Source organism: Haladaptatus sp. SPP-AMP-3 (assembly GCF_049568665.1).
In the GTDB taxonomy this organism is placed as follows: Archaea; Halobacteriota; Halobacteria; order Halobacteriales; family Haladaptataceae; genus Haladaptatus; species Haladaptatus paucihalophilus.
Map to the genome: position 1 here is coordinate 2,591,250 of NZ_CP145897.1, position 22,252 is coordinate 2,613,501.

Annotated in this window: 23 protein-coding genes and 1 tRNA gene; 18 read left to right on the top strand and 6 right to left on the bottom strand. The window is 62.0% G+C overall.

Annotation, left to right across the window (positions count from 1 at the left end; translation table 11 throughout):
• Positions 1-46: 46 nt before the first annotated feature.
• Complete coding sequence (locus V5735_RS14185; RefSeq protein WP_423744105.1) at positions 47-1,042, bottom strand: PhoU domain-containing protein; 996 nt, start codon at positions 1,040-1,042, stop codon at positions 47-49.
• 322 nt (positions 1,043-1,364) lie between these two features.
• On the opposite strand from V5735_RS14185, the gene V5735_RS14190 reads away from it, so the two are divergent.
• From V5735_RS14190 to V5735_RS14215, 6 genes are all read left to right on the top strand, one after another.
• The gene (locus tag V5735_RS14190; RefSeq protein WP_423744106.1) at positions 1,365-2,492 is read left to right on the top strand and encodes a PstS family phosphate ABC transporter substrate-binding protein; all 1,128 of its coding nucleotides are present in this window, start codon (positions 1,365-1,367) and stop codon (positions 2,490-2,492) included.
• Between the two features lie 14 nt (positions 2,493-2,506).
• Positions 2,507-3,571 carry a phosphate ABC transporter permease subunit PstC gene (gene pstC / locus V5735_RS14195; RefSeq protein WP_423744107.1) on the top strand — a complete coding sequence of 355 codons (1,065 nt, stop codon included), beginning with the start codon at positions 2,507-2,509 and terminating at the stop codon, positions 3,569-3,571.
• Entirely contained in the window at positions 3,568-5,115 is a 1,548-nt protein-coding gene (gene pstA / locus V5735_RS14200; RefSeq protein WP_423744108.1) for a phosphate ABC transporter permease PstA, read from the top strand. The genes pstC and pstA overlap by 4 nt, the downstream gene beginning before the upstream one ends.
• Positions 5,112-6,020 carry a phosphate ABC transporter ATP-binding protein PstB gene (gene pstB / locus V5735_RS14205; RefSeq protein ID WP_423744109.1) on the top strand — a complete coding sequence of 303 codons (909 nt, stop codon included), beginning with the start codon at positions 5,112-5,114 and terminating at the stop codon, positions 6,018-6,020. Before pstA ends, pstB begins: the two co-directional genes overlap by 4 nt.
• A gap of 6 nt (positions 6,021-6,026) precedes the next feature.
• On the top strand, positions 6,027-6,704 hold the full coding sequence (phoU, locus tag V5735_RS14210) for a phosphate signaling complex protein PhoU (RefSeq protein ID WP_423744110.1): 678 nt from the start codon (positions 6,027-6,029) through the stop codon (positions 6,702-6,704).
• A gap of 322 nt (positions 6,705-7,026) precedes the next feature.
• Positions 7,027-7,437, top strand: coding sequence for a hypothetical protein (locus V5735_RS14215; RefSeq protein WP_423744111.1), 411 nt, complete (start codon positions 7,027-7,029; stop codon positions 7,435-7,437).
• A gap of 228 nt (positions 7,438-7,665) precedes the next feature.
• Here V5735_RS14215 and V5735_RS14220 read toward each other — a convergent pair whose 3' ends face one another.
• On the bottom strand, positions 7,666-9,888 hold the full coding sequence (locus tag V5735_RS14220) for a CDC48 family AAA ATPase (RefSeq protein WP_423744112.1): 2,223 nt from the start codon (positions 9,886-9,888) through the stop codon (positions 7,666-7,668).
• Between the two features lie 199 nt (positions 9,889-10,087).
• On the opposite strand from V5735_RS14220, the gene larC reads away from it, so the two are divergent.
• Together larC and V5735_RS14230 are read left to right on the top strand one after the other, a co-directional pair.
• Positions 10,088-11,548 carry a nickel pincer cofactor biosynthesis protein LarC gene (larC, locus tag V5735_RS14225; protein ID WP_423744113.1) on the top strand — a complete coding sequence of 487 codons (1,461 nt, stop codon included), beginning with the start codon at positions 10,088-10,090 and terminating at the stop codon, positions 11,546-11,548.
• Positions 11,549-11,573: 25 nt separating this feature from the next.
• On the top strand, positions 11,574-11,798 hold the full coding sequence (locus V5735_RS14230; protein WP_423744114.1) for a hypothetical protein: 225 nt from the start codon (positions 11,574-11,576) through the stop codon (positions 11,796-11,798).
• 9 nt (positions 11,799-11,807) lie between these two features.
• Here V5735_RS14230 and V5735_RS14235 read toward each other — a convergent pair whose 3' ends face one another.
• Positions 11,808-12,536: a hypothetical protein gene (locus V5735_RS14235; protein ID WP_423744115.1), complete on the bottom strand. Its 729-nt coding sequence runs from the start codon at positions 12,534-12,536 to the stop codon at positions 11,808-11,810.
• 87 nt (positions 12,537-12,623) lie between these two features.
• Here V5735_RS14235 and radB point away from each other — a divergent pair, with 87 nt between their 5' ends.
• Positions 12,624-13,322, top strand: a complete 699-nt coding sequence (gene radB / locus V5735_RS14240) for a DNA repair and recombination protein RadB (protein WP_423744116.1) — start codon at positions 12,624-12,626, stop codon at positions 13,320-13,322.
• Positions 13,323-13,429: 107 nt separating this feature from the next.
• Here the strand turns inward: radB and V5735_RS14245 are convergent, their stop codons facing one another.
• Complete coding sequence (locus V5735_RS14245; RefSeq protein ID WP_423744117.1) at positions 13,430-14,572, bottom strand: CBS domain-containing protein; 1,143 nt, start codon at positions 14,570-14,572, stop codon at positions 13,430-13,432.
• A 94-nt stretch (positions 14,573-14,666) separates the two neighbouring features.
• Between V5735_RS14245 and V5735_RS14250 the strand changes: the two genes are divergently transcribed.
• The 5 genes from V5735_RS14250 to V5735_RS14270 all read left to right on the top strand — a co-directional run bounded on the left by V5735_RS14250 (position 14,667) and on the right by V5735_RS14270 (position 17,361).
• Positions 14,667-14,969 (top strand): lycopene cyclase domain-containing protein, encoded by a 303-nt coding sequence (locus V5735_RS14250; protein WP_007983697.1) that lies wholly within the window; start codon positions 14,667-14,669, stop codon positions 14,967-14,969.
• 174 nt (positions 14,970-15,143) lie between these two features.
• Entirely contained in the window at positions 15,144-15,812 is a 669-nt protein-coding gene (locus tag V5735_RS14255; RefSeq protein ID WP_423744118.1) for a DUF7344 domain-containing protein, read from the top strand.
• A 219-nt stretch (positions 15,813-16,031) separates the two neighbouring features.
• A complete protein-coding gene (locus tag V5735_RS14260; RefSeq protein ID WP_423744119.1) occupies positions 16,032-16,172 on the top strand; it encodes a hypothetical protein in 141 nt (46 codons plus the stop codon).
• Between the two features lies 1 nt (position 16,173).
• A complete protein-coding gene (locus V5735_RS14265; protein WP_423744120.1) occupies positions 16,174-16,356 on the top strand; it encodes a hypothetical protein in 183 nt (60 codons plus the stop codon).
• 528 nt (positions 16,357-16,884) lie between these two features.
• Positions 16,885-17,361: a hypothetical protein gene (locus tag V5735_RS14270; protein ID WP_423744121.1), complete on the top strand. Its 477-nt coding sequence runs from the start codon at positions 16,885-16,887 to the stop codon at positions 17,359-17,361.
• Positions 17,362-17,763: 402 nt separating this feature from the next.
• Here V5735_RS14270 and V5735_RS14275 read toward each other — a convergent pair.
• Positions 17,764-17,837: transfer RNA gene (locus V5735_RS14275), tRNA-Val, on the bottom strand.
• Between the two features lie 165 nt (positions 17,838-18,002).
• Here V5735_RS14275 and trpD point away from each other — a divergent pair.
• Genes trpD through trpG form a run of 4 tightly spaced genes read left to right on the top strand, consistent with a single transcriptional unit; the run spans position 18,003 to position 21,926 of the window.
• The gene (trpD, locus tag V5735_RS14280) at positions 18,003-19,007 is read left to right on the top strand and encodes an anthranilate phosphoribosyltransferase (protein ID WP_423744122.1); all 1,005 of its coding nucleotides are present in this window, start codon (positions 18,003-18,005) and stop codon (positions 19,005-19,007) included.
• Positions 19,004-19,642, top strand: coding sequence for a phosphoribosylanthranilate isomerase (locus V5735_RS14285; protein WP_423744123.1), 639 nt, complete (start codon positions 19,004-19,006; stop codon positions 19,640-19,642). The genes trpD and V5735_RS14285 overlap by 4 nt, the downstream gene beginning before the upstream one ends.
• Complete coding sequence (gene trpE, locus V5735_RS14290; RefSeq protein ID WP_423744124.1) at positions 19,639-21,309, top strand: anthranilate synthase component I; 1,671 nt, start codon at positions 19,639-19,641, stop codon at positions 21,307-21,309. The genes V5735_RS14285 and trpE overlap by 4 nt, the downstream gene beginning before the upstream one ends.
• Positions 21,306-21,926: an anthranilate synthase component II gene (gene trpG / locus V5735_RS14295; protein WP_423744125.1), complete on the top strand. Its 621-nt coding sequence runs from the start codon at positions 21,306-21,308 to the stop codon at positions 21,924-21,926. The genes trpE and trpG overlap by 4 nt, the downstream gene beginning before the upstream one ends.
• Here the strand turns inward: trpG and V5735_RS14300 are convergent.
• Entirely contained in the window at positions 21,899-22,063 is a 165-nt protein-coding gene (locus tag V5735_RS14300; protein ID WP_264781114.1) for a hypothetical protein, read from the bottom strand. The two genes, trpG and V5735_RS14300, sit on opposite strands and share 28 nt — an antisense overlap.
• Positions 22,064-22,252 lie beyond the last annotated feature (189 nt).

Sequence of the window (22,252 nt, forward strand, 5' to 3'; positions counted from 1 at the left end):
GACACGCGAGCGTCGATAACGGAGTAACAGTTCGGTGCGACAGTCCTCAGGGTCGCGGTGCAGCCTTCTGGAGCGCCGTCTCGGCGATATTGCCGCCGTAGTCGGCACACCGGGACAGCGAGTCCACGACGAGGCCGAGCAGTTGGGCTTGCTGTGGGTCCTGCTTGCGGAGGAGTTTGTCTATCGCGCGCGCATGCTCGTCGATGTCGAGGATGGACTCGCGCGCCTCGTTCGCCAACTCGGTGGCTTTCTCGCTGTCGTCCATGAGTAGCGCGTCCATCGCCTTGTCGATGACCGCGGTCGAATCCTCGTGGAGCGCCTCGTAGCTCTCGATGACGTCCTCGTCGACCTCGGGCAACTGGAGCGTGAGCTGGCCGATTTTGGCGGCGTGGTCGGCGATGCGTTCGAGCTGGCGGGCGCTCGAATGGTAGTCGAAACACACCTCGCGGGACATACCGAGTTCCTCGGTCGCCTTCGCCGTGCGGAGCGTCGCGCGGAAGATGCGCGAGACGACGAACCAGAGTCGGTCGACGTCCTCGTCGCGCTCGATGACGTCGCGGGCGATGTCGTCGTCGTTCTCCGCGATGGCGGTGATGGCGTCGTCCAACATCGAGAGGGCGATGAGACGCATGCGCGTGACCGCGTTGTGAATCGAGAGTTCCGAGGAGTCGAGGAGGTCCTGAATCACGACCTTGTTCCCGGTCTCTTCGAGGACTTCGAGACCGACGAGGCTCTGGGTCGCCGCGCTGATGGTGCGGCGCTGCTCGGTCGTGATGCGGCTCGCCTCCAACGTGATGATGTCGAACCCGCTCACGTACATCGTGAACACCGCGCGTCTGAGTTCCTCGTCCTGCAGGTTCGTGATGTCGATGGACCCCTCTAGCTGTCCACGGTCGTTTTTCGGCGTGAGCAACAGCGAGTCGGACTCGGGATAGAACTCCACGACACTTCCCGCCTCGACACCGTTATTCGTCGCCCACGACTTCGGAAGCGAAACGGTGTACGTCGAACCGCCCGTCACCTGAACTTTGCGCGTCTCCATACCGACAGGTTGGTTCGGCCGAGACTATAAATCCAACTATCTCTATATACTCGTTCGGAACAGAGATTATTTCCGTAGATAATATGGTATTCCATCGGACCGTCTCTCTCAAGATATGTTTTCAACATCTTAGAACGGCAAAATTATAGAATACATACGTAGTACAAACAGCGGATTCTCATCGAAACTGCTGAATTCGACGGAATAGAGCATCTAAAACGAACGTATGCGAGCCATGTACATCCGTAGAATAGTAGCAAACGTAGAGATATATAGAAATAATAGCAACGTATTATTACGTTCTGTTCATGGATTGGAGTGTATGTCAGGTAAGTCGTCAAGCGGCGTTTCGCGGCGGAAATTCCTCGTGGCAGCGGGAACGTCGAGCGCACTCGCGCTCGCTGGATGTACAGACAACGGATCGAGCGGGGAAACCACCGACGGCGACGGTGGCAGCGGTGGAAACAACGATGACACCGGTAACAACGATACGAACGGTGGCTCTTCGGGCGCCCTCTCCGCCGATGGGTCGTCCACCGTGTACCCCATCACGAACAAGGGTGCCTCGGTCTGGAACTACAACCCACCGGCTGACGACAAGGAGTACTGGCCGCAGAAGGAGTACGGCATCAGCACGGACAAGAACCTCGCCGACTACTGGGCGGGCCTCTACGGCTTCGATGCTGGCTCGGACGGTCAGCCGCCGTTCAAGGTCAATATCGGTCTGAGCCACTCCGGCGTCGGTCTCACCAAGGTCCAGAAGGGTCAGGTCGACATCGGTGACGCCAGCGCTCCGGTCGACGCGGAACTCTCGGACGCGTCCAAGTCGGAACTCAAGAAGTTCGAGAACCACGTCGTCGGTGTCGACGCCCAGCCCATCGTCGTGAGCAAACAGATCTACGACAACGGCGTGAAACAGCTAAAAGCCGAAACCGTTCGCAAGATCTACAAGGGCGAGATCAAGAACTGGAGCGAAGTGGACAGCTACAATGGCAAGGACATGGAAATCCAGGCCATCGGCCGTTCTGTCGGGTCGGGTACCGACACGTCGTTCCGCGCGAACATGCTCGGCAGCGCGGACGCCAAGATGCCCGGCGTCGACATCCGTAAGGGCGAGAACCAGCAGGTCGCGAAGGCAATCGAGACCTCCAACAACGCCATCGCGTACATGGCGCTCGCGTTCGTCTCGGACAAGGTTCCGGCCATCGCGCTCGACTTCGACGGCACCGTCTACAAGCCCGGCAAGAACCTCTCCGACAAGGGATACCCACTCGCGCGTGACCTCCACTGTTACACGTACGAGGAAACCTCGAAGAAGGAAGCAGCATTCATCCGCATGCTCATCCACAAGTTCGGCCAAGGACAGTTCGTCAAACCGGCAGGATACGCGACTCTCTCGGACAGCCGACGAAAAGAGGAACTTTCAAAACTACCTGAAACAACCAACTAATCACCCACTAACCTATGGTTGACGCACCCACATTATCGGCAGTTCGGCGCTCGGTCGATGAACTCGATACACCGGCTCAAATCGCGGCCGTCGTGGGTGCGCTATCGCTCGCTGCCGCGTTTATCGCGTTCATCGTGGCACCGACGTACGTGGCCTTCCCACTCGTCGTATTCGTCGCCGTCGTCGTCTACGGTTGGGTCACGTATCAGGCGGAAACCGCTCGGGCATTATCCCTGTTGACGACGATCTTTACCGTCATCATCTTGGGTCTCATCACCGCCTATCTGTTCATCCAGTCGATCCCCGTCGTCAGAAAGATGGGACTCGATATCGTTACCAGCACCGTTTGGAGCACGTCTGCGAACCGGTACGGGCTCCTGACGATGATGTGGGGGACGTTCGTGACGACCATCATCGCCACGCTCGTCTCCGCGCCACTCGGAATCGCGGGTGCCATCTTCATCAGCGAGCTCGCCTCCGATATGGTTCGCGAGGTAACGAAACCGGCCATCGAGCTCCTCGCCGGTATCCCGTCCATCGTGTACGGATTCATCGGCTTCATGGTCCTCAACCCGTACATGTCGAACGAACTCCTCCTGCCGACCGGCGGGAGTCTGTTCTTGGTCGGAATCATGATCGGGTTCATGGCGCTCCCGACGGTCGTGTCCGTCGCCGAGGACTCGCTGACTGCCGTTCCTAACTCGATGAAACAGGGGTCGGTCGGACTCGGAGCGACGGATTGGCAAACGACCAAGAGCGTCACGTTCCCGGCCGCCATCTCGGGAATCTCGGCAGCCGTCATCCTCGGCGTCGGTCGTGCCGTCGGCGAGACGATGGCCGCGACCGTCATTCTCGGGAACGTGACTCGACTTCCCGACCCGCTAAAGGACGTGTTCGGAAACACCATCACGCTCACCTCTGCCATCGCAAGTCAGTCAGGGGTGGCAGTCGGGCGGCAGTTGCAGCTTAGCGCGCTGTTCGCCGCCGGTGTCATACTGTTCGTGATCGTCCTGACGCTCAGCCTCATCTCTCAGGCCATCGAGCGTCGCATGACGCAGAAACTTGGGGGAGAACAATGAGCGAAGCGTACTCACAAGAGAGTGGAATCGTCACCGAGACGGGCGTTCTCGGGCAAATAGCGACCGTACCAATCATAATCGCACTCGGCATGATACTGCTGGGAGGGTCGCTCCTCTTCCAGTGGGTGTCGATAACCACGACGGTGGCTGGCGTCAGCGTGGCGACCGTCTTCGGCGGCCTTCACGTCGCCATCGCGCTGTCGCTGTTTCTCATCGGTTTCCTCTCGTGGCAAGGGTCGGTCGATACGACGCCCAGCCCGAGCGTCAGTAGCGTCGTCGCGTTCATCGAAGGCTCTATTGCGGCCGTTATCGTCGGGCTGGTCGTTTCCCAGACGCTCGGACTGGGCTGGTTCGCGTGGATTCCCGCCGCGGTCATCGCCGGTGTCGCCGTCTTCGTTGGAACCCTACTCCTCCGCGAGGACCTCGGAATCACGATTCCAGTCGGCATCTTCGAACTCGTCTTCGGCCTCGTCGTGTTGACCGGCGTCATCGGTTCGGGATGGTCATGGGCGCCGAACGGATTCTCGGCGACCCTTCCGGGATTCATCGCCATCGCGATACTCGGCCTGTTCGGCGGGCTGTTGACCGCCTGGTCTTCGGCGGCCGCCTACCGGGGCTTCGGTGCCCGCGGCCGCGAGTTCGGCGCGTACGTGCTCATCAGTATTAACACGGCGATGCTGTTGTTCATCCTCGCGCGAATCATCCTGTTCATCGTCCAGAAAGGACTCGACCCGATGCTGAAGGGGGCTACCCTATGGCCGCCGGCGATTCCGTTCATCACGAACGGAAACGGGTTGCAGTACGACATCAACGGTATCTTCCCCGCCGTCGTCGGGACCATCTGGCTCGTCATCGGTGCGATTTGCTTCGCCGTTCCGCTCGGCGTCGGCGCGGCGGTGTACCTGACCGAGTACGCGGAACAGGGTCGATTCACGTCGATAGTCGAAATCGCGACGAACGGCCTCTGGAGCACACCGAGCATCATCTTCGGCCTGTTCGGGTACGCGTTCCTCGTCCCGCGACTCGGGAACACACCGTCGCTGCTGGCTGGGCAGGTCGTGTTGGGCGCGATGCTCCTCCCGCTGGTACTTATCACCAGCCGGGAGTCGCTGCAGAACGTTCCCGACGAGTACCGGGATGCGAGCGCCGCGCTCGGGGTGAACCAGTGGGAAACCATCAAGAGCGTCGTCCTTCCGGCGGCGGTACCGGGCGTCCTTACGGGCGTCATCCTCGGCGTCGGTCGAATTGCCGGGGAGACGGCACCCATCTTGCTCATCCTCGTGCAGGATCCGTTCCCGTCGGAAGCGCCGAAGATTCTGTCGTCGTTCACGCTGCAGGCGACGCCGCCGTTCATCGTCAACGACGCGCTGTTGCAACCCGCGAGTGCGCTTCCGTATCAACTGTTTGCAGTCATCACGGCGGGTGTCTCCGCGCCCGAATCGGTCGGATGGGCGACGGCACTCGTCCTGCTCATCGTGGTGTTGTCGTTCTACGTGGTTGGCATCACGATGCGCATCTACTTCAGGAGGAAACTTCAACAATGAGCGAGACAATCAAGGAGATGGATTCAGAGCAGAACAGTTCCGGGTCGCAAACCACCAAGGGCGAAACCGAGGAGCGGATTCAGTCCGATTGGATCGAGTACGACTTCGACGGGCAACCGGCGTTGTCGGTAGAGGACCTGGACGTCTACTACGGCGACGAACAGGCGATTCAGTCCGTTTCGATGGACATTCCCAAAAAGAGCGTGACCGCCCTCATCGGGCCGTCGGGATGTGGTAAATCAACGTTCCTCCGGTGTCTCAACCGGATGAACGACCGCATCAAGATCGCCCGCGTGGACGGCGAAATCGAGTTCCACGGGCAGAACATCTACGACGACGACGTGAACCTCGTCGAACTCCGCAAGCGAATCGGGATGGTGTTCCAGCAACCGAACCCGTTCCCGAAGTCCGTCCGGGACAACATCGCCTACGGGCCGCGAAAGCACGGCGAACTCGACACCGGCCTGCTCGCTAAACTCCTCGGACGCGACGACAGCGAGGAGGAAGAAGAACTCGTCGAGCGCTGTCTGAAACAGGCCGCGATTTGGGACGAGGTGAACGACCGCCTCGACGACAACGCGCTCGGTCTCTCCGGCGGTCAACAACAGCGCCTCTGTATCGCCCGCTGTCTGTCGGTCGAACCCGAAGTCATCCTGATGGACGAACCGGCGAGCGCGCTCGACCCCATCGCCACCTCGAAGATCGAGGACCTGATTCAGGACCTCGCCGAGGAGTACACCGTCGTCATCGTCACCCACAGCATGCAGCAGGCGGCCCGCATCTCCGACCAGACCGCCGTGTTCCTCACGGGCGGCGAACTCGTCGAGTACGACGACACGGACAAAATCTTCGAAAACCCGGAGAGTCAACGCGTCGAAGATTACATTACGGGGAAGTTCGGATAACAATCTATGCCACGAGAAGACTATCAGACACAACTCGAAGACCTTCGAGAGAACGTCCTCTACATGAGCGAGGTCGTGATGGAACGACTCCGTCTCGGTCTCAACGCGCTGGAGCAGAAAGACCCCGAACTCGCTCACGAAGTCATCGAGGGCGACGACGAGGTGAACGAACTCTACCTCTCGCTCGAAAAGGACTGTATCGACCTGTTCGCGCTTCAGCAACCGGTCGCCACCGACCTCCGAATGATCGCGGCGTCGTTCAAGATCATCACCGACCTCGAACGCATCGCCGACCTCGCCGTCAACCTCGGCGAGTACACGCTCGAAGCGGATCACGACGTGTTCCCCGAGGTCGACATTCAGGAACTGGGCACCCTCACGCTCGACATGCTCGAAGTCACGATGGACGCCTACGCCGAGGAGAACCCGGAGGACTGCTACGCCGTCGCCGACCGCGACGAGGACTTGGACGACCTCTGTGAGCGCGCCAGCGCCCTCGTCGTCCGCGACCTCATCGAAACCGAACTCGAAGAGAACACGGAAGCGGAAATCGAGCGACTGCTGCAGGACGTCTCCCGCCTCCTCCTCACCATCCGCGACCTCGAACGCATCGGCGACCACGCGGTCAACATCGCCGCCCGCACGTTCTACATGGTCGAGAACGACGACGAGCTAATATACTAGCACCTTTCTCTGCGGTCGAGAAACGAAGCCAGCGCGAATCGCGCTGGCTTCGTCCGTCTCCCTGGAAAAATCTGCACCAAAAGCACAGCGTCACCCCCTCCGGCACGTCGAAGACGCGCCTCCGAGGGTTCCTCGGCCCGGAAAATCGGAGATTTTCCGGAGAGGGCGCTGGCCTCCGCGGTTTTGTCGCTGGCCGATTTTCGGTGGTTGACTCGTTTGCTCTTCCGTTCTGGGAACCACTATAGACAAAATATTTGTTTGATTACTACGGAATCAGTGCATGAAATCCCCGTCCCGACGGTCCCTTCTCCGACAGGTTAGTGTGCCCTCCGCAGGTGGTGTGGTCGGTGGATTGAGCGGTTGTTCGGCGCTCGCTCGACCCGAAACGACGCGTCTCGCGGAACTGATACTGCTCAACCTCGATGAACCCTCGCACACCCTTCACGTTCGAATTTCTCGGGACGGTGAGCGAGTTCATACCGCAGACTACGCTCTTGACGAGGGTTCGAAGTTCGGAACCCGCGAAAATTCGGCACCGGTGATACAGGAGGAATGGATGTCCACGGCGGGTAAATACACCGTCGCGGCGCGAGTCGATGACCAGTCCGACTGGTACGAACATCGGTTTCCGGCGAAGAATCGGCGGGGGGACTGTTTTTCCGTGACCATCCGTATTCGTCAAGGTGGAGTATTAGACATGCCGTCGAACGAGACGGATTCCTGTAATGAGTGAACGAATACTGAGTCCAAATTTTGGGACTCGGTAGGACACAGCCGCCGCTCGCTAGCATTCTCACCGCGAACGAGGCGAACGGCGTAGCCGTGAGCCGAGTGAGCGGGCCGACGACTGAGCGGAGCGTAGCGAAGCGAAGGAGGAGTGCTTTTGATGAACCTTTTACAGGGAGCCGTCAGAGACGACGACGGAAGTCGTCGTCTCTGACCGCGACCGTCGTAAAAGGTTCTATTGGAAACCGATGCGGCCGCCGGTCTGGCGCTGCGGACCGGACGAGCCGCCCTTGAACTCCTGTTCCATGTCGGCGTAGTACTCGAGGAGGTCCTCCGTGACGGTGGCGCGGACGCTCTCCATCGCGGCGCGGAAGTGACGCATCTCGACCTCTTCGGCGTCGTCGTCCTCGCGCAGGGCCTCGATTGCGGCCTCGCGGGCGATGGATTCCAAGTCGCTGCCGACGTAGCCGTCGGTCATCTCCGCGAGTTCGCGGAGGCTCACGTCGGGCGCGAGCGGGCTGTCCTCGGTGTGGATTTTGAGGATCTGCTCGCGGCCCTCCTCGTCGGGTTGGCCGATCATGACGAGGCGGTCGAAGCGACCGGAGCGGATGAGCGCCGGGTCGATCATGTCCGGGCGGTTGGTCGCGCCGATGACCATCACGTCGCCCTTGTCCTCCAACCCGTCGAGTTCGGTGAGGAGTTGGTTGACGACGCGCTCGGAGACGTTGCTCCCGACTTCCTGTCCCCGTCCGGGGGCGAGGCTGTCGAGTTCGTCGAAGAAGATGACCGTCGGGCTGACCTGCCGCGCCTTGCGGAACGTCTGCCGGATGGCCTTCTCCGACTCGCCGACCCACTTCGACAGCAGTTGCGGACCGCGCACGCTGATGAAGTTGGCGTTCGTCTCGTTGGCGACCGCCTTCGCCATGAGCGTCTTCCCGGTTCCGGGCGGCCCGTAGAGCAGGACGCCGGACGGGGGTTCGATGCCCATGCGTTCGAACTTCTCGGGCGATGAGAGCGGCCATTCGACGCTCTCTTTGACCTGACTCTTGGGGTCTTCGAGGCCGCCCACATCGTCCCACGACACCTTCGGGAGTTCGACCAGCACCTCGCGCATCGCCGAGGGTTCGACCTCGTTCAGCGCGCCGCGGAAGTCCTCGCGCTTGACGATCATCCGGTCGATGAGCGACGGCGGGATGGACTCCTCGTCGAGGTCGATTTCCGGCAGGTAGCGCCGGAGCGCCTTCATCGCCGCCTCCTTCGTCAGGCTCTCGATGTCGGCACCGACGAACCCGTGCGTGTCGTTCGACAGGCCGGGGAGGTTCACGTCGTCCGAGAGCGGCATTCCGCGGGTGTGAATCTGGAGGATTTCCGTGCGGCCTTCCTCGTCCGGCACGCCGATTTCGATTTCGCGGTCGAAACGGCCGGGACGGCGGAGCGCCGGGTCAACCGAATCGACGCGGTTCGTCGCGGCGATGACGATGACCTGTCCGCGGGCTTCGAGGCCGTCCATCATCGTGAGCAGTTGTGCGACGACGCGGCGTTCGACTTCGCCGGTCACGTCCTCGCGTTTCGGCGCGATGGAGTCGAGTTCGTCGATGAAGATGATGGAGGGAGATTCCTCGGCGGCGTCCTCGAAGATTTCACGGAGCTGTTGTTCGGACTCGCCGTAGTATTTCGATATAATCTCCGGACCGGCGATGGAGAAGAAACTCGCGCTGGTTTCGTTGGCAACCGCTTTCGCCAACAGCGTCTTCCCGGTCCCCGGCGGGCCGTGCAAGAGAACACCCTGTGGCGGCTCGATGCCGAGCTTCTGGAATATCTGCGGGTGCTTCATCGGGAGCTCGACCATCTCCCGCACGCGCTGGATTTCGTTCTGGAGGCCGCCGATGTCCTCGTAGGTGATGCCGCCGCCGGTCTTCTCGAAGCCGGAAATCGGCTCCTCGCGCAACTCGACTTCCGTGTCCTCGGTGATGAGACAGACGCCCTGCGGGTCGGTTTCGACCGCGATGAGCGGGATTGCCTGTCCCGGCGACCGCATGAACGGGTGGTTCGTGCTCGACATGACGGGCACGATGTCGCGCTCGACGACCGGTCGCTTCAGAATCTGTCGCTTTACCATTCCAGCGGCGTCGCTGCCGAACTGGACGCTCGCCTCCTCCGGCGGTGCGAGGACCAGTTTGTCGGCCTTGTCGGCCTCCGCTTTTCGGATTTCGACACGTTCGCCGATACCGACATCGGCGTTCTGGCGAGTGAACCCGTCGATACGTACCGTATCGGTGTTCCAGTCCTGCCGGTCGGCACGCCAGACCTTTGCCGCGGTCGTATCTCCTCCTTCTATCTCGATGATATCTCCGGGGCTCAGCTTCAGATGCAAGAGCGTGTCCGGGTCGAGACGGGCGATGCCGCGTCCCGAATCGTTCGGATACGCCTTCGCCACCTCCAGTTGCACTTCGTTCATGATTGTTCAGTCACGGGGGATAGTTGTGGATGATAGTTCGCGGGGCATAAGTCCTGTGCTACCGGGAGGTTTGGCCATGTCGCCGATAGCGATGGACGGTGCCCGCGTGCGATGACCGACAATACGTGGGGGCAGTACAAAGGGATAGTGGTGGCGACACGACCGCAGGGGTTTTCGCGCCTCGGAACAGGAACGACGTATGAGAACGCTTGCGTTCGACGGCCGAATGGGGGCCAGCGGCGATATGATTCTCGGGGCGCTGCTCGACGCGGGAGCGAATCGAGACGCGCTGGAACCGGTCGAAGACGCCCTCGACGTGGAGTACGAGGTCCACACGGTCGTCAAAAACGGGATTTCCGCGACGAGCGTCGACGTCCTTCTGACCGACGATGGGGAAGCAGGCGGCGACGAATCGGAGGACGGGAACGACAACGCACACGACGACGGTCACGACCATCACCACGGTGACGAGGAGGGGCATCACCACAGGGACGACCATCACCACGAACACGACCACGATGACGACGACGGTCATCATGGCCACGGTGACCACACGCACGGCCACACCCATCACCACGAACACCAGCACGACCATCACACTCACCAGCACGCGGAGGGCGCTGGCCAGGTCCGACCCTACCGCGAGGTCATCGACGTACTCGAATCCATGGGCCTCGACGCCCGTATCGAACGCGACGCGAAAGCCGTCTTTCGAACTCTCGGCGAGGCGGAGGCGAGCGTCCACGACACCGACCTCGACTCGACCCACTTTCACGAGGTCGGGACCGACGACGCAATCGCGGATATCGTCGGCGCGTCCCTGCTGTTCGCCGACCTCGATGCTGACCGAATCGTGACGACGCCCCTGGCGACCGGCGGCGGCGAAGTCGGTATGAGCCACGGAACGTTCCCGATTCCCGCACCGGCGGTCGTGGAAATCGCGGCGGGTGCGGACTGGTCGCTGTCCGGCGGCCCCGTCGAAGCGGAACTGCTCACGCCGACCGGTGCCGCGATTCTCTCCCACTTCGCCGATGGCGTCGAAACCCTCCCGACGCTGAACGTCGACGGCTCGGGATACGGCGCGGGGGGTTACGACTTCCCCGACCATCCGAACGTGTTGCGCGTCCTCGCCGGGAAATCGAGTGGCGGACTCGTGCGCGACGACATCACCGTCCTCGAAACCAATTTAGACGACGCGTCGTCGGAGGTATTGGGCGGGCTTCAAGACTCCCTCTCGGAGGCGGGCGCACGCGACGTCTCGATTCTCCCCGCGACGATGAAGAAGGCTCGACCGGGGCACGTCGTGAAGGTCGTCGTCAAACCCGAAAATGCGGAACGCGTCGCCCGGAAACTCGCCGAGGAGACCGGGACGCTCGGCGTCCGCGAGGCGGGTGTCCGCCACCGCTGGATTGCCCACCGGGAGTTCGAGACGGCGACGCTGGAAATAGAAGGAGAGGAGTTAGAAGGAGAGGAGTTAGAAGGAGGGGAGTTAGAAGGAGGGGAGTTCGACGTGTCGGTCAAAATCGCCCGCGACGAGTCCGGGACGGTCTACGACGTGAGCGCGGAGTTCGACGACGCGCTGGCCGTGGCGACGGAGACCGGACTCACGGTTCGTGAGGTCATGCGGCGGGCGGAAGGGACGATTCACGAAAACCTATAACCGGCGATAGGTCCTCGTTCGAAGTATGGCTCGTGTGCGCGTCCAGTGTCCGTACGAGGGATGTGACGGCATGGACGAGTTCGAAACCGACCCCGAAAGCGAGGTCATCGCCCGCGAGAAGGGGCACGTCGAGGTCGATAGATTCCAGAAAATCGGCAAGCAGCTGCTCTCGGGCACCATCGTGAAGGAAGAACACCTCCAGTGTCCGAAGGACGAGTCGCATCGGTACACGGTTCTGGTCGAGTTGTGACCGTTAGCGCTATTCCTTGCGGTGTTCCGTCAGCGCCTCCTCGATGGTCAACTCCCCGGCGGCGACCCGCCGGGCGAGTTCCTCGTCGATTTCGCGGTTGTCGGCTGACCGTTCGCGCGAGCGGCGTTTGATGACGCCGAGTTCGCCCGCCGTCGGTTCGATTTCGCGCTCCTCCACGATTTTGCCCTCCAACCGGGCTATGTTGACCGCCGCGAGCACGTCGCCCATGCCGCGCGCGCCGGTGCCGAGGTACGGCGTCGTCCCGGTTTCGTCCACGAGTTCGATCCGCACGTCTTCGAGTTCGCGGATGAGCTGCGACCCCTGAAGTCGCGCGCCGTCGCCGATTCGAACCACGGGGTCGATGGCGTCCTTCGCCTCCTCTCGAACCACGTCCGCGGCGTCCGAGATGGGGACGTGGAACGACGCGACCACTATGTCGCCCGAGAGCACGGCGATACCGGGGCGCGTTCCGGGGTCGATGCCGATGACGGTGCGGCCGTTCTCGCCGCGGAGTAGCCCCAACGCTTCCTCGACCGCTTTTCGGGGCCGGTTCGGGTCCGCCACGACCGTCGGCAGTTCGGTGGTCACCTCGTCGTCCGCACCGCGAATGACGATTCGAGCGCCGTCGGGGAGTTCGCCGTCCGGTTCGACCGTCGTGAACCGAACGCCCCTGTCGCGGAGTTCGCCCACCACGTCGTGGTACACTTCGAAGTCCTCGGTCGCAACGACGATTGTCACTACGCTCCCTTCGCCCGGGTGGAATAAAGTCGCCTCGGTCTCCGCGAAAACCGGAACCTTTTGCGTGAGAAGCGCCAAGCCCGGCATGTGACCGACGCCGAGAAACTGACGACAGGGTGCCCGCCGGTGGACGACTTGCTCGGGGGCGGCTTGGAGCGCGGAACCGTGACACAGGTGTACGGCCCGCCCGCCGCCGGGAAGACGAACGTCGCACTGGGGACCGCGGTCGAGACCGCGCGGGACGGCGGTACCGTGGTGTACATCGACACCGAGGGACTGTCCGTGGACCGCTTCGAACAGATCGCCGCCGCGCGCGCGGACGACGTGGACGAAGTTGCCTCCCGAATCGTCATCAAGGAGGCCCTCGATTTCGCGGAACAACAGGAGGCGGTCAAGGACGTCTCCGAGTTCGCGGAACGGGCGGACCTCGTGGTCCTCGACAGCGCGACCGGATTCTACCGCCTCGAGCGCGGCGACGACCGAGAGGGCGGCGAGGCGCTTCGCGGGGTCGCCCGCCAAGTGACGCACCTGCTCTCGCTCGCGCGCAAACACGACATCGCGGTCCTGTTGACGAATCAGGTGTACACCGACCCGGATTCGGACGGAACGCGGCCGCTCGGAGGACACACGCTCGAACACTGGACGGGCGTCGTCCTCCGCGTGGACCGCTTCCGCGGCGGCAATCGCCGGGCGACCCTCGAAAAACACCGGTCGAAACCCGCTGGCGGCCGCACCCAGTTCCGAATCACGGATACGGGACTCGAAGGCGCACAGGAAAGCGTCTGACCGACGATTTCGACTTCGAGAAAGGCCACTGGAGCGGGAAGACAAAGAATCGAAAAGCGTGGTGAACGACCAGCGGGTCAGCGGACCGAACGACGCGAGTCGTGCGGTTACAGTTCGTTGAGTTTTCGGAGCAGTTGGCCTTCGTACTCGCGGTCGCTCTGGACGCCCTTCAGTTCGAGGACGTTGCGCTCCAACACGTCGCGGGCGACGTTGAACGCCTGTTCGGAACCGTAGCCTTCGCCGGTTCCGGCGACCTGTCCGCGGTTGGTGCGGAGGCGGATTTTACACTGGATGAGCGGCGTTCCGCGGAGTTTCTCCTTGTGCTCGTGGAATCGCACGTGCGCGTGGCGGACCTGCATGTCCTGATACTTGTCCGTGATATCCTCGACGCCCTCACGGATGTCCTGTCGAGAGATGGTGTCGAGGAGGTCGATGTTCGTTATCTGAACGTCCATGTGGTCCTCCTCGGTGTAAGTGAGGGCGCGAAGAACGTCGGTCTTCGTGAGGACGCCGCCGACCACGCGGTCGTCGTCCTCGGCCGTGACGGCCAGTCCGGCGTAGTCCTTCTCGAACATGCGTTCCACCGCGTCCTCCACGGTGTCGGTGAGCGAGATGGTTTCGACGGGGCTGTTCATCACGTCGTACACCGGCAGGTCGAGCATCCGGTCGCTGTCGCCCATCCGCTCGCCCGTCGTCGGCTTGTCCATGTTTCGAGTGACGAAATCCACGATGTCGTGAGTCGTGACCATCCCGGTGAGGTAGCCGTTTTCGTTCACGACCGGAAGCCGGGAGATGCTGTGCTCGCGCATGAGATTGATGACGCGTCCGAGCGTCGCATCCTCCGGAATCGTGACCGGATTCTCGGTGTAAATCTGCTGGACGGTGAGGGCATCCAGATTTTCGAGGACGCCTTCGAGGATGATGTCCTCGTCGATGATACCCCACAGCTGCCCGTCCTCGAAGACGGGTGCGACCTTGGTCCCGCCTTCGACGAGCGCGCGGGCGACATCGCGCACGTCGTCGGTACGGTTCACCTTCGGCGCGGGTTTCGTCAGCGTCGCCACCTTCGTCTGGTCCTCGATATGGGATTGGAGGAGTTGTTTCTGGGTTATGACGCCGCTGTACGTGCCCGCTTCGGTGACCACGATTCCTTTCGGGTTCTCCTCTTCGAACATCGAGCGGGCTTTGCCCAGTCGCTCTTCCGCTTCGATTTCGAAGTAATCGGTGGTCGCAATGTTAGAGATATCCATCGGCATTTAGAATGACGAGGGCAGTCGCCTTGAACTTTGTCGCGGAATAGGCATTTTGGCGGAATTTTTTTGCACCGCACGTCGTAGACCGACCGTGCTCCCTGACATCGGCGCGGTGTTCGGCCCCTACACGTATATTGTCAGCGAACTGGTGTTCGGTTCGTTCGCGCTGTGGTTGCTCGTTCGAGCGGACGCCCTGACGCGCGCCGGGAAAACCATCCTCGTTTTGTATCCGTTGGCCTACGTCTGGGATTGGTACACCCTTACTATCGGCGTGTTCGCCATTCCGCTTCGAACGGGCATCGAACTGGTCGGTATCCCCCTCGAAGAGCACATCTTCATGGTCGTCGTTCCCGCACTCGTGCTGGGAATTCACGAGAACCTGCACCGCCGCTGAAAGGTCGCCGAAAAACCGCTCGTAACTGGTCGTTACCGCATGAAGGCGGCGGGGTGAAATTCATTTTTCGCCGTTCGTAACCGGTCGTTTACGGCTGGTAAATGGTGAATAACAAAGAACAAACCCGGCAATGTTCGAATCCATGCTGGGTTACGAGCAAGGGGTGGCATAGTAATGAGCACAATCGGTGATTCCTCCGGCACCGGGGACAGCGACGCCGGTAACGAAACAAGCGAAGCGGACTCGACGGTTGCGAAACAGGTCTCGGATATCCTCGATTCGAATCGCTCGAACGACGAACGCGCGACGCCGCTCTCCCGCGATATGGTCTTCGACGTACTGAAAAATCAGCGACGACGGTACGCCCTGCACTACCTGAAGCAGGCGGACGAAACCGTCCAGTTGAGCGACCTTGCGGAGCAGGTCGCCGCGTGGGAGAACGAAACCACCGTCGGCGCGATTTCGGCGGCCGAGCGAAAACGAGTTTACACCGCGCTCTACCAATCCCACCTCCCGAAACTCGACGACGCAGGAATCGTAGATTATAACCAAAACAGGGGTATCGTAGAACTCTCCACGGCGGCCGAGCAACTCGACCCGTACCTCGAAACGAACACGCGGGACGACATCTCGTGGTGCAAGCGATACCTCGGTATCGCGGCCATCGGATTCGCACTCCTTACCGCGGCGTGGCTCGAAATCCCGCCCCTCGCGGGAATCGGCGACATCGGACTCGCGCTTCTCGTCGTCGTCGCGTTCACCATCGTCGCCGTAGCGCACACCTACGACGCACGACGCGCGCCGACGACCGGCGAGCAAGCACCCGAAATCGTGGACGACTAAGGGGTCTGTTTCTCCTTTCTTCTTCGCTCTTCGACGGGCGACGGAAGACCGACTATCGAAATCGGAAATCGCGTTACCGATTCCCGACGATTTCTCGAAACTCTCGTTACCGCGCGGTAGACTCCCCGTGAGCGTCGCCGCGACTGTCGAATATATTATGTCTCGACATTCACATCATTTGCACAAAGTAGATACCGACAGGTGTGGAAAAATCCGGGCATGTCGAACCTGATAAAAGACGACGGGTTCCAGATCCGTCCGAACCTCCTCTCCCCCATTGCCTTCGGAGCCATCGGCGGCGGTCTGATGCACGAGGTCCACAAGCGCGGCGTTCGAGAGGACGCGCCCGTCGCAAGCTGACATGGTGTCCCACGAAAACAAGGTCATCCTGTTCGCCATCCTCGTCGCCCTGCCGGTGACGCTGGGGGCGCTCCGGGCGGTTAACGACTACTGGTTCGACGTCCCCACGTGGGCCGGTGGAGCCGCCGTGATTCTCGTGGCCGTCATCGTCCCGCAACTGTACCTTGGCTATTCCGAAGGCTAGCCGGTATCAAGATTCCCGCCGCTCGTTCGCGCACCTGTCGATTTTCGATTCATTCAGGACCAATAGAATTAACTCGGCGGAACGTGATACGTCGGACGAAGCAACAGGGTTTTGCCAAACGGCCGGAGGTGGAAGCTCCGACCCTGCTTGCTTCGACGGACTCGAAGCATGTTCACAAATGATTCTGCGCAAGAAAAGAGTACCGCTCAGCGACCGCTCCCGAAAACCTGCCCGCGCTGTGACGAACGGGTCTCGATGATAACGGTCACGGACCCCGAATACATGCGGGTGTGGCCGTGCGGCCACCGGATTCCGGTGTAGGACGTTCCGCGAGTCGAGTTAATTTTTTGCCGAAATACCCTCGTCACCCGAATTCCGCGTCGTCGGGTGGAGAGCGGAGCAGTCAACGCTCTATTTCTGTTCTCCGCTCACGGACGACCGTCGAGTTTCGACAGGCTTAACGGTGTTATTGTGTAATATCCACAATACAGCCCAATATCGAAATGGTCCATTGGGCATCCAACAACCATGCAACGCAGAACGTTCCTTTCGAAACTCGGTGCTGTTGCACTCGCTGGCGGAGCCGCCGCCGTCGCCACCACTCCCGCGTCCGCGCAGGGCGGTTACGACATCGAACTCGCGCCGGACACGACGATTTCGTACGCGAAGACGTATCTCGGCGAATCGCTCATCTACGCGGACCTGCCGGACGGCAGCACGTACTACCTGTTCCAGAACTACAGCCAGTGCTGCCAGATTGATGACGTCGTGATGGTTCTCTCCGAGACCGGCGAAGTGCTGTACCTCGAAAGCCTCGACGGCGTGCTCTACACCGAAGACCAAATCGGGCAGATGGCGGACCGTATCGGCGAGATGGCGGACCGCATCGTCTACACCGAGGAACTCATCGTCGAAACGGAGTATCTCATCGTCGATGTCACGAAGTACACGCAGGACAGCGTTCTCGAGTTCGTGGACATGTTAAATCCGCTCAACCTGTTCTAACCAGCAGAAAAACCGCTGTTCGACCGCGTTTTTACCCCGGAGCTATCGATTGTTCGGAGTCCCAACGCTCGGTCACCACGGTCGGTGTACGCGTCCTGTCTCGCCACGCTCTCGCTGAGATAATGTGTTATATGTACAATACTGTGGCGAAAACACACGGATTTAACCCCGAAGCATCACGGTCCGACTCGGATTCGTTGCTTCGACAGCAACCGCTGAAAGAGTAGGTCCGTAGGTGTTTGAATAGGGTTTGGGCAGATTTGAACCTCGCCGAGACGTTCCTGCTCGCTCCACTTTGTTGCGCTCCGCGGGCTTTCGTCTCGTCTGGTTCAAATCTGCCAAAGAAGATTTTCCGCGCTACCGCGACTCGCTTCGCTCGTCGGTTGGTAGCGCGGAAAAGTATGGGTTTGGGCAGATTTGAACTGCCGGCCTCCTCCATGTCAAGGAGGTGTCATAACCAACTAGACCACAAACCCAGTCGGCTTCGTTTGAACGCATCCATCAGTTACCCGCAAGGGTAATTGAATGTTTCGAAACGCGCCTCCGTCCCTCGGTTTTATTCACGACCCTCCCGACGACAGCTTTAAGTTGATGTACGTATGTGTTCATCACAACCCAAACACGTTCATTGGTGTTCCACTATGCAGGATTACATCGAACACGTCACCGACGGGCAGGACCTCACGATATCGCAAGCACGGGAGGCGGCGACGGCCGTCTTCGACGGGGCAACGGAGGCTCAAATCGGCGCTCTCCTCACTGGATTGCGGGCCAAGGGGGAGACGGAGGCCGAAATCGCTGGCTTCGCACAAGGAATGCGCGGGGCGGCGCGGACGATTTCGCCCGACCGAACGCCGCTGGTGGACACCTGCGGCACCGGCGGCGACGACTACGACAGCATCAACGTCTCGACCACCTCGGCCATCGTCGCCAGCGGTGCGGGCGTCCCGGTGGCGAAACACGGCAACTATTCTGTCTCCTCCTCGTCCGGGAGCGCTGACGTGCTCGACGAGGCGGGCGTCGTCGTTGACTCCGAACCGCCCGCGGTCGAGCGCGCCATCGAGGAGCAGGGCATCGGCTTCATGCTCGCACCCGTGTTCCACCCCGCGATGAAGGCCGTCATCGGGCCGCGCAAGGAACTCGGCATGCGCACGGTGTTCAACGTCCTCGGGCCGCTGACGAACCCCGCCGGGGCGGACGCGCAGGTCGTCGGTGTCTACGACCCCGACCTCGTGCCCGTTCTGGCCCGCGCGCTCTCTCACATGGACGTTTCCCACGCGCTCGTCGTCCACGGCTCGGGCATGGACGAAATCGCGGTCCACGGCGAGACGACGGTCGCCGAAGTCGAGGGCGGAACCATCGAGGAGTACGCACTCTCCCCGACTGACCTCGGCGTCGAGCGACACGACGTATCGGCCGTCTCGGGCGGCACACCCGCGGAGAACGCGCTGGACCTCGAAGGAATCGTGGGGGGAACCGTCGGCGGGGCGAAACGGGATATCGTGCTGGCGAACGCCGGGGCCGCGATTTACGTCTCCGGGCAGGCGGATTCGCTCGCGGATGGCGTCGAACAGGCCCGAAACGCCATCGACTCGGGACGCGCTGGCGAGCAACTGTCGGCCATGACGGGGGCGCTGTCGGCATGACGCGCGTGAAAATCTGCGGCCTGACGGACGAGGACGACCTCGCCGCCGCCGTCGATGCCGGTGCCGACGCCATCGGCCTGCTGGTGGACGTGCCAGTCGATTCGCCGCGCGAAATCGCTCCGGCCCGCGCCGCCGAACTCGCCCGCGAAATCCCGCCGTTCGTCTCGACGGTGCTCGTGACGATGCCCGAGACGACGGAACGAACCGTCGAAATCGCCGAACTCGTCGAACCCGACATCGTACAGGTCCACGGGACGAGCGTGGGCGACCTCGCGTACCTCACGGCGAACGTGGACGCGAACGTGGTCTGTCCCATCGACCCGTCCACCGACCGACCGGAGCGGTACGACAGCGTGGCCGACGCGTTGTTGCTCGACGCCGCGGAAACCGGGGGCACCGGCGAGACGCATGACTGGGACCGCGCACGGGAGTTGACCGAATCGCTCTCCTCGCCGGTCCTGCTGGCCGGGGGACTGACGCCGGAGAACGTCGCGGACGCGGTTCGAGCGGTCGAACCCTTCGCCGTGGACGTGGCGAGCGGCGTCGAATCGACCGGCGGGCGAAAGGATCCCGCCGCCGTCGAGTCCTTCATCACGAACGCGAAACAGCGCCAGCGGGCGGTTCTCCAACGATGAACCGGGACGAGTTCGAAACGCTGGCGACCAGTGGCCACGATGAGAACGATGGCAACGCTAGCAACTACGGCGACGATAGGAACGGCGGAGACGGGAATCACGACGGCGCGGTCGTCTACGTTTCTACCGACCTCGACGCGTCCATCGACCCGCTGGCGGCGTATTCTGTTCTCGGCGGCGAACAGTACGATTTCCTCCTCGAAAGCGCGGACAAAATTGCCTCCAGCGACCCCTCCGGCGCGTTCGACGCCGAGCGGAACGACGGGTCGAAGTCCGCCCAGACGAGCCGGGCGCGCTACTCCTTCGTCGGCTACGACCCCGCCGCGGTGATTTCCGTCGCCCCGGGCGAAACCCGCGTGGAAGTGTTGAACGACGAGTGGAAGTCGAACCGGTTGGGGGAGGGACCGAACCGGACGGGCGGCGACCTCCATACCGACCGTGACGTCCTCGACGCGCTCCGCGAGACACTCCCTGACGCACCGCGTCGCGGGTTCCCCGACGGCGAAGGGTTCTGTGGCGGGCTGGTCGGATTTCTCGCTTACAACGCCGTCTACGACCTGTGGCTGGACGAGCAGGGCATCGACCGTCCCGAAACCGACCTGCCCGACGCGCAGTTCGTCCTGAGCACGAAGACGCTCGTCTTCGACCACGTGGAGGAGACACTCTCGCTCGTGTTCACGCCGCTCGTGTCGCCAGACGACGACATCGACGACCACTACGACGAGTTGGTCGCGGAGCGCGAGCGCGTCGCCGACCTCCTCGAAGCGGCGGACCCGCCGTCGTTCGGCGAGTACGACCCCACGGACGGGACGGCCGGGCCGCAAGCGGAGTACGAGGAGGCCGTGAAGCGGGCGAACGAACACGTCGCGGCGGGCGACATCTACCAAGGCGTCATCTCGCGCAAGCGAACCGTCGAGGCGGACATCGACCCGCGGGCGCTGTACGCGGCGCTCCGGGACGTGAACCCCTCGCCGTACATGTACCTCCTCGGCCACGACGACCTGCGCATCGTCGGCGCGAGTCCCGAGACGCTGGTGTCGGTGCAGGACGGCGAAATCGTCTCGAACCCCATCGCCGGAACCTGTCCCCGCGGCGGGAGTCCGATGGAGGACCGCCGCCTCGCGGGCGAACTCCTCGCCGACGAAAAGGAGCGCTCGGAACACGCCATGCTCGTCGATTTGGCGCGAAACGACGTGCGCCGCGTCGCCGAGTCGGGGAGCGTCCGCGTCGAGGAGTTCATGAACGTCATCAAATACAGTCACGTCCAGCACATCGAGAGCACCGTGACGGGGGCGCTGGCCGAGAACCGCGACGCCTTCGACGCGGTGCGCGCCTCGTTCCCCGCGGGGACGCTGACGGGCGCACCCAAAATCAGGGCGATGGAGATAATCGACGACCTCGAACGAACCCCCCGCGGCGTCTACGGCGGCGGCGTCGGCTACGTCTCGTGGACGGGCGACGCCGACTTCGCCATCGCCATCAGGACGGCGACCGTCTCGCACGGACCGACGGACGAAATCACGGTGCAGGCGGGGGCGGGTATCGTCGCCGACAGCGACCCGACCGCCGAGTTCGAGGAGACCGAACAGAAGATGGGCGGCGTGCTCGCCGCGTTGGAGGCCCTCGAACGACCGCCGGAGACGGACCTCGCGGAGGTGCCGAAATGACTCGCGTGCTGTTCGTGGACAACTACGATTCGTTCACGTACAACCTCGTGGAGTACACCGAGGACGCGCTCCGGGCCAGCGGCGCGGCGTTCGAGACGAACGTCGTCAAGAACACGGCCTCGCTGGACGACATCCGCGACTTCGACCCCGACGCCATCGTCATCAGTCCGGGACCGGGCCATCCGGCGAACGAGCGCGACGTGGGCGTCACCGCGTCCGTGCTCCGCGAACTCTCGCCCGACATCCCGACGCTCGGCGTCTGTCTCGGGTTGGAAGCCGCGATTCACGAGTACGGCGGCGAAATCGGGAGGGCACCCGAACCGGTTCACGGGAAGGCGTTCCCGGTCGAGCACGACGAAACTGGGGTTTTCGAGGGAATCGAACAGGGCTTTCGGGCCGGACGGTACCACTCGCTCGTGACGACGAGCGTCCCCGACCCGTTCGAGGTGAGCGCGACGACGACCCACAACGGGACGGAACTCGTGATGGGGATTCGCCACCGCGAGCATCCCATCGAGTGCGTGCAGTTCCACCCCGAGAGCGTTCTCACGGCGTGCGGCCGGGAGCTAATTGGGAACTTCTTCGCGTCTTATATCGTCAGCACGCCCGCCGCGTAGAGCGCGGCGGCGACGAGGACGCCGACGATGGCGACGCGAAAGAGGATGCTGATGGCGAATCGGATGGCAGCGATGAGGAGGATGACCGCGATAACGGCTACGACGATTCCGACGGGTTCGATGGCGAGGGGAAGCATGCGAGAAATGACTCCCTACTGAATCGTAAACGTATCGGTGGTGTCGATTCCCGAGCCACCGAAAATCGGCCGACGTGACCCGAGTAACGAGACGTTACCGCGGGAAAGCTCGGCATTCCGGTCACTTTCGCTCCGGTCTGAACACTCTTATATTCCTCCGCGCCTTACTGAGGGATAGGCCGAAGAAAA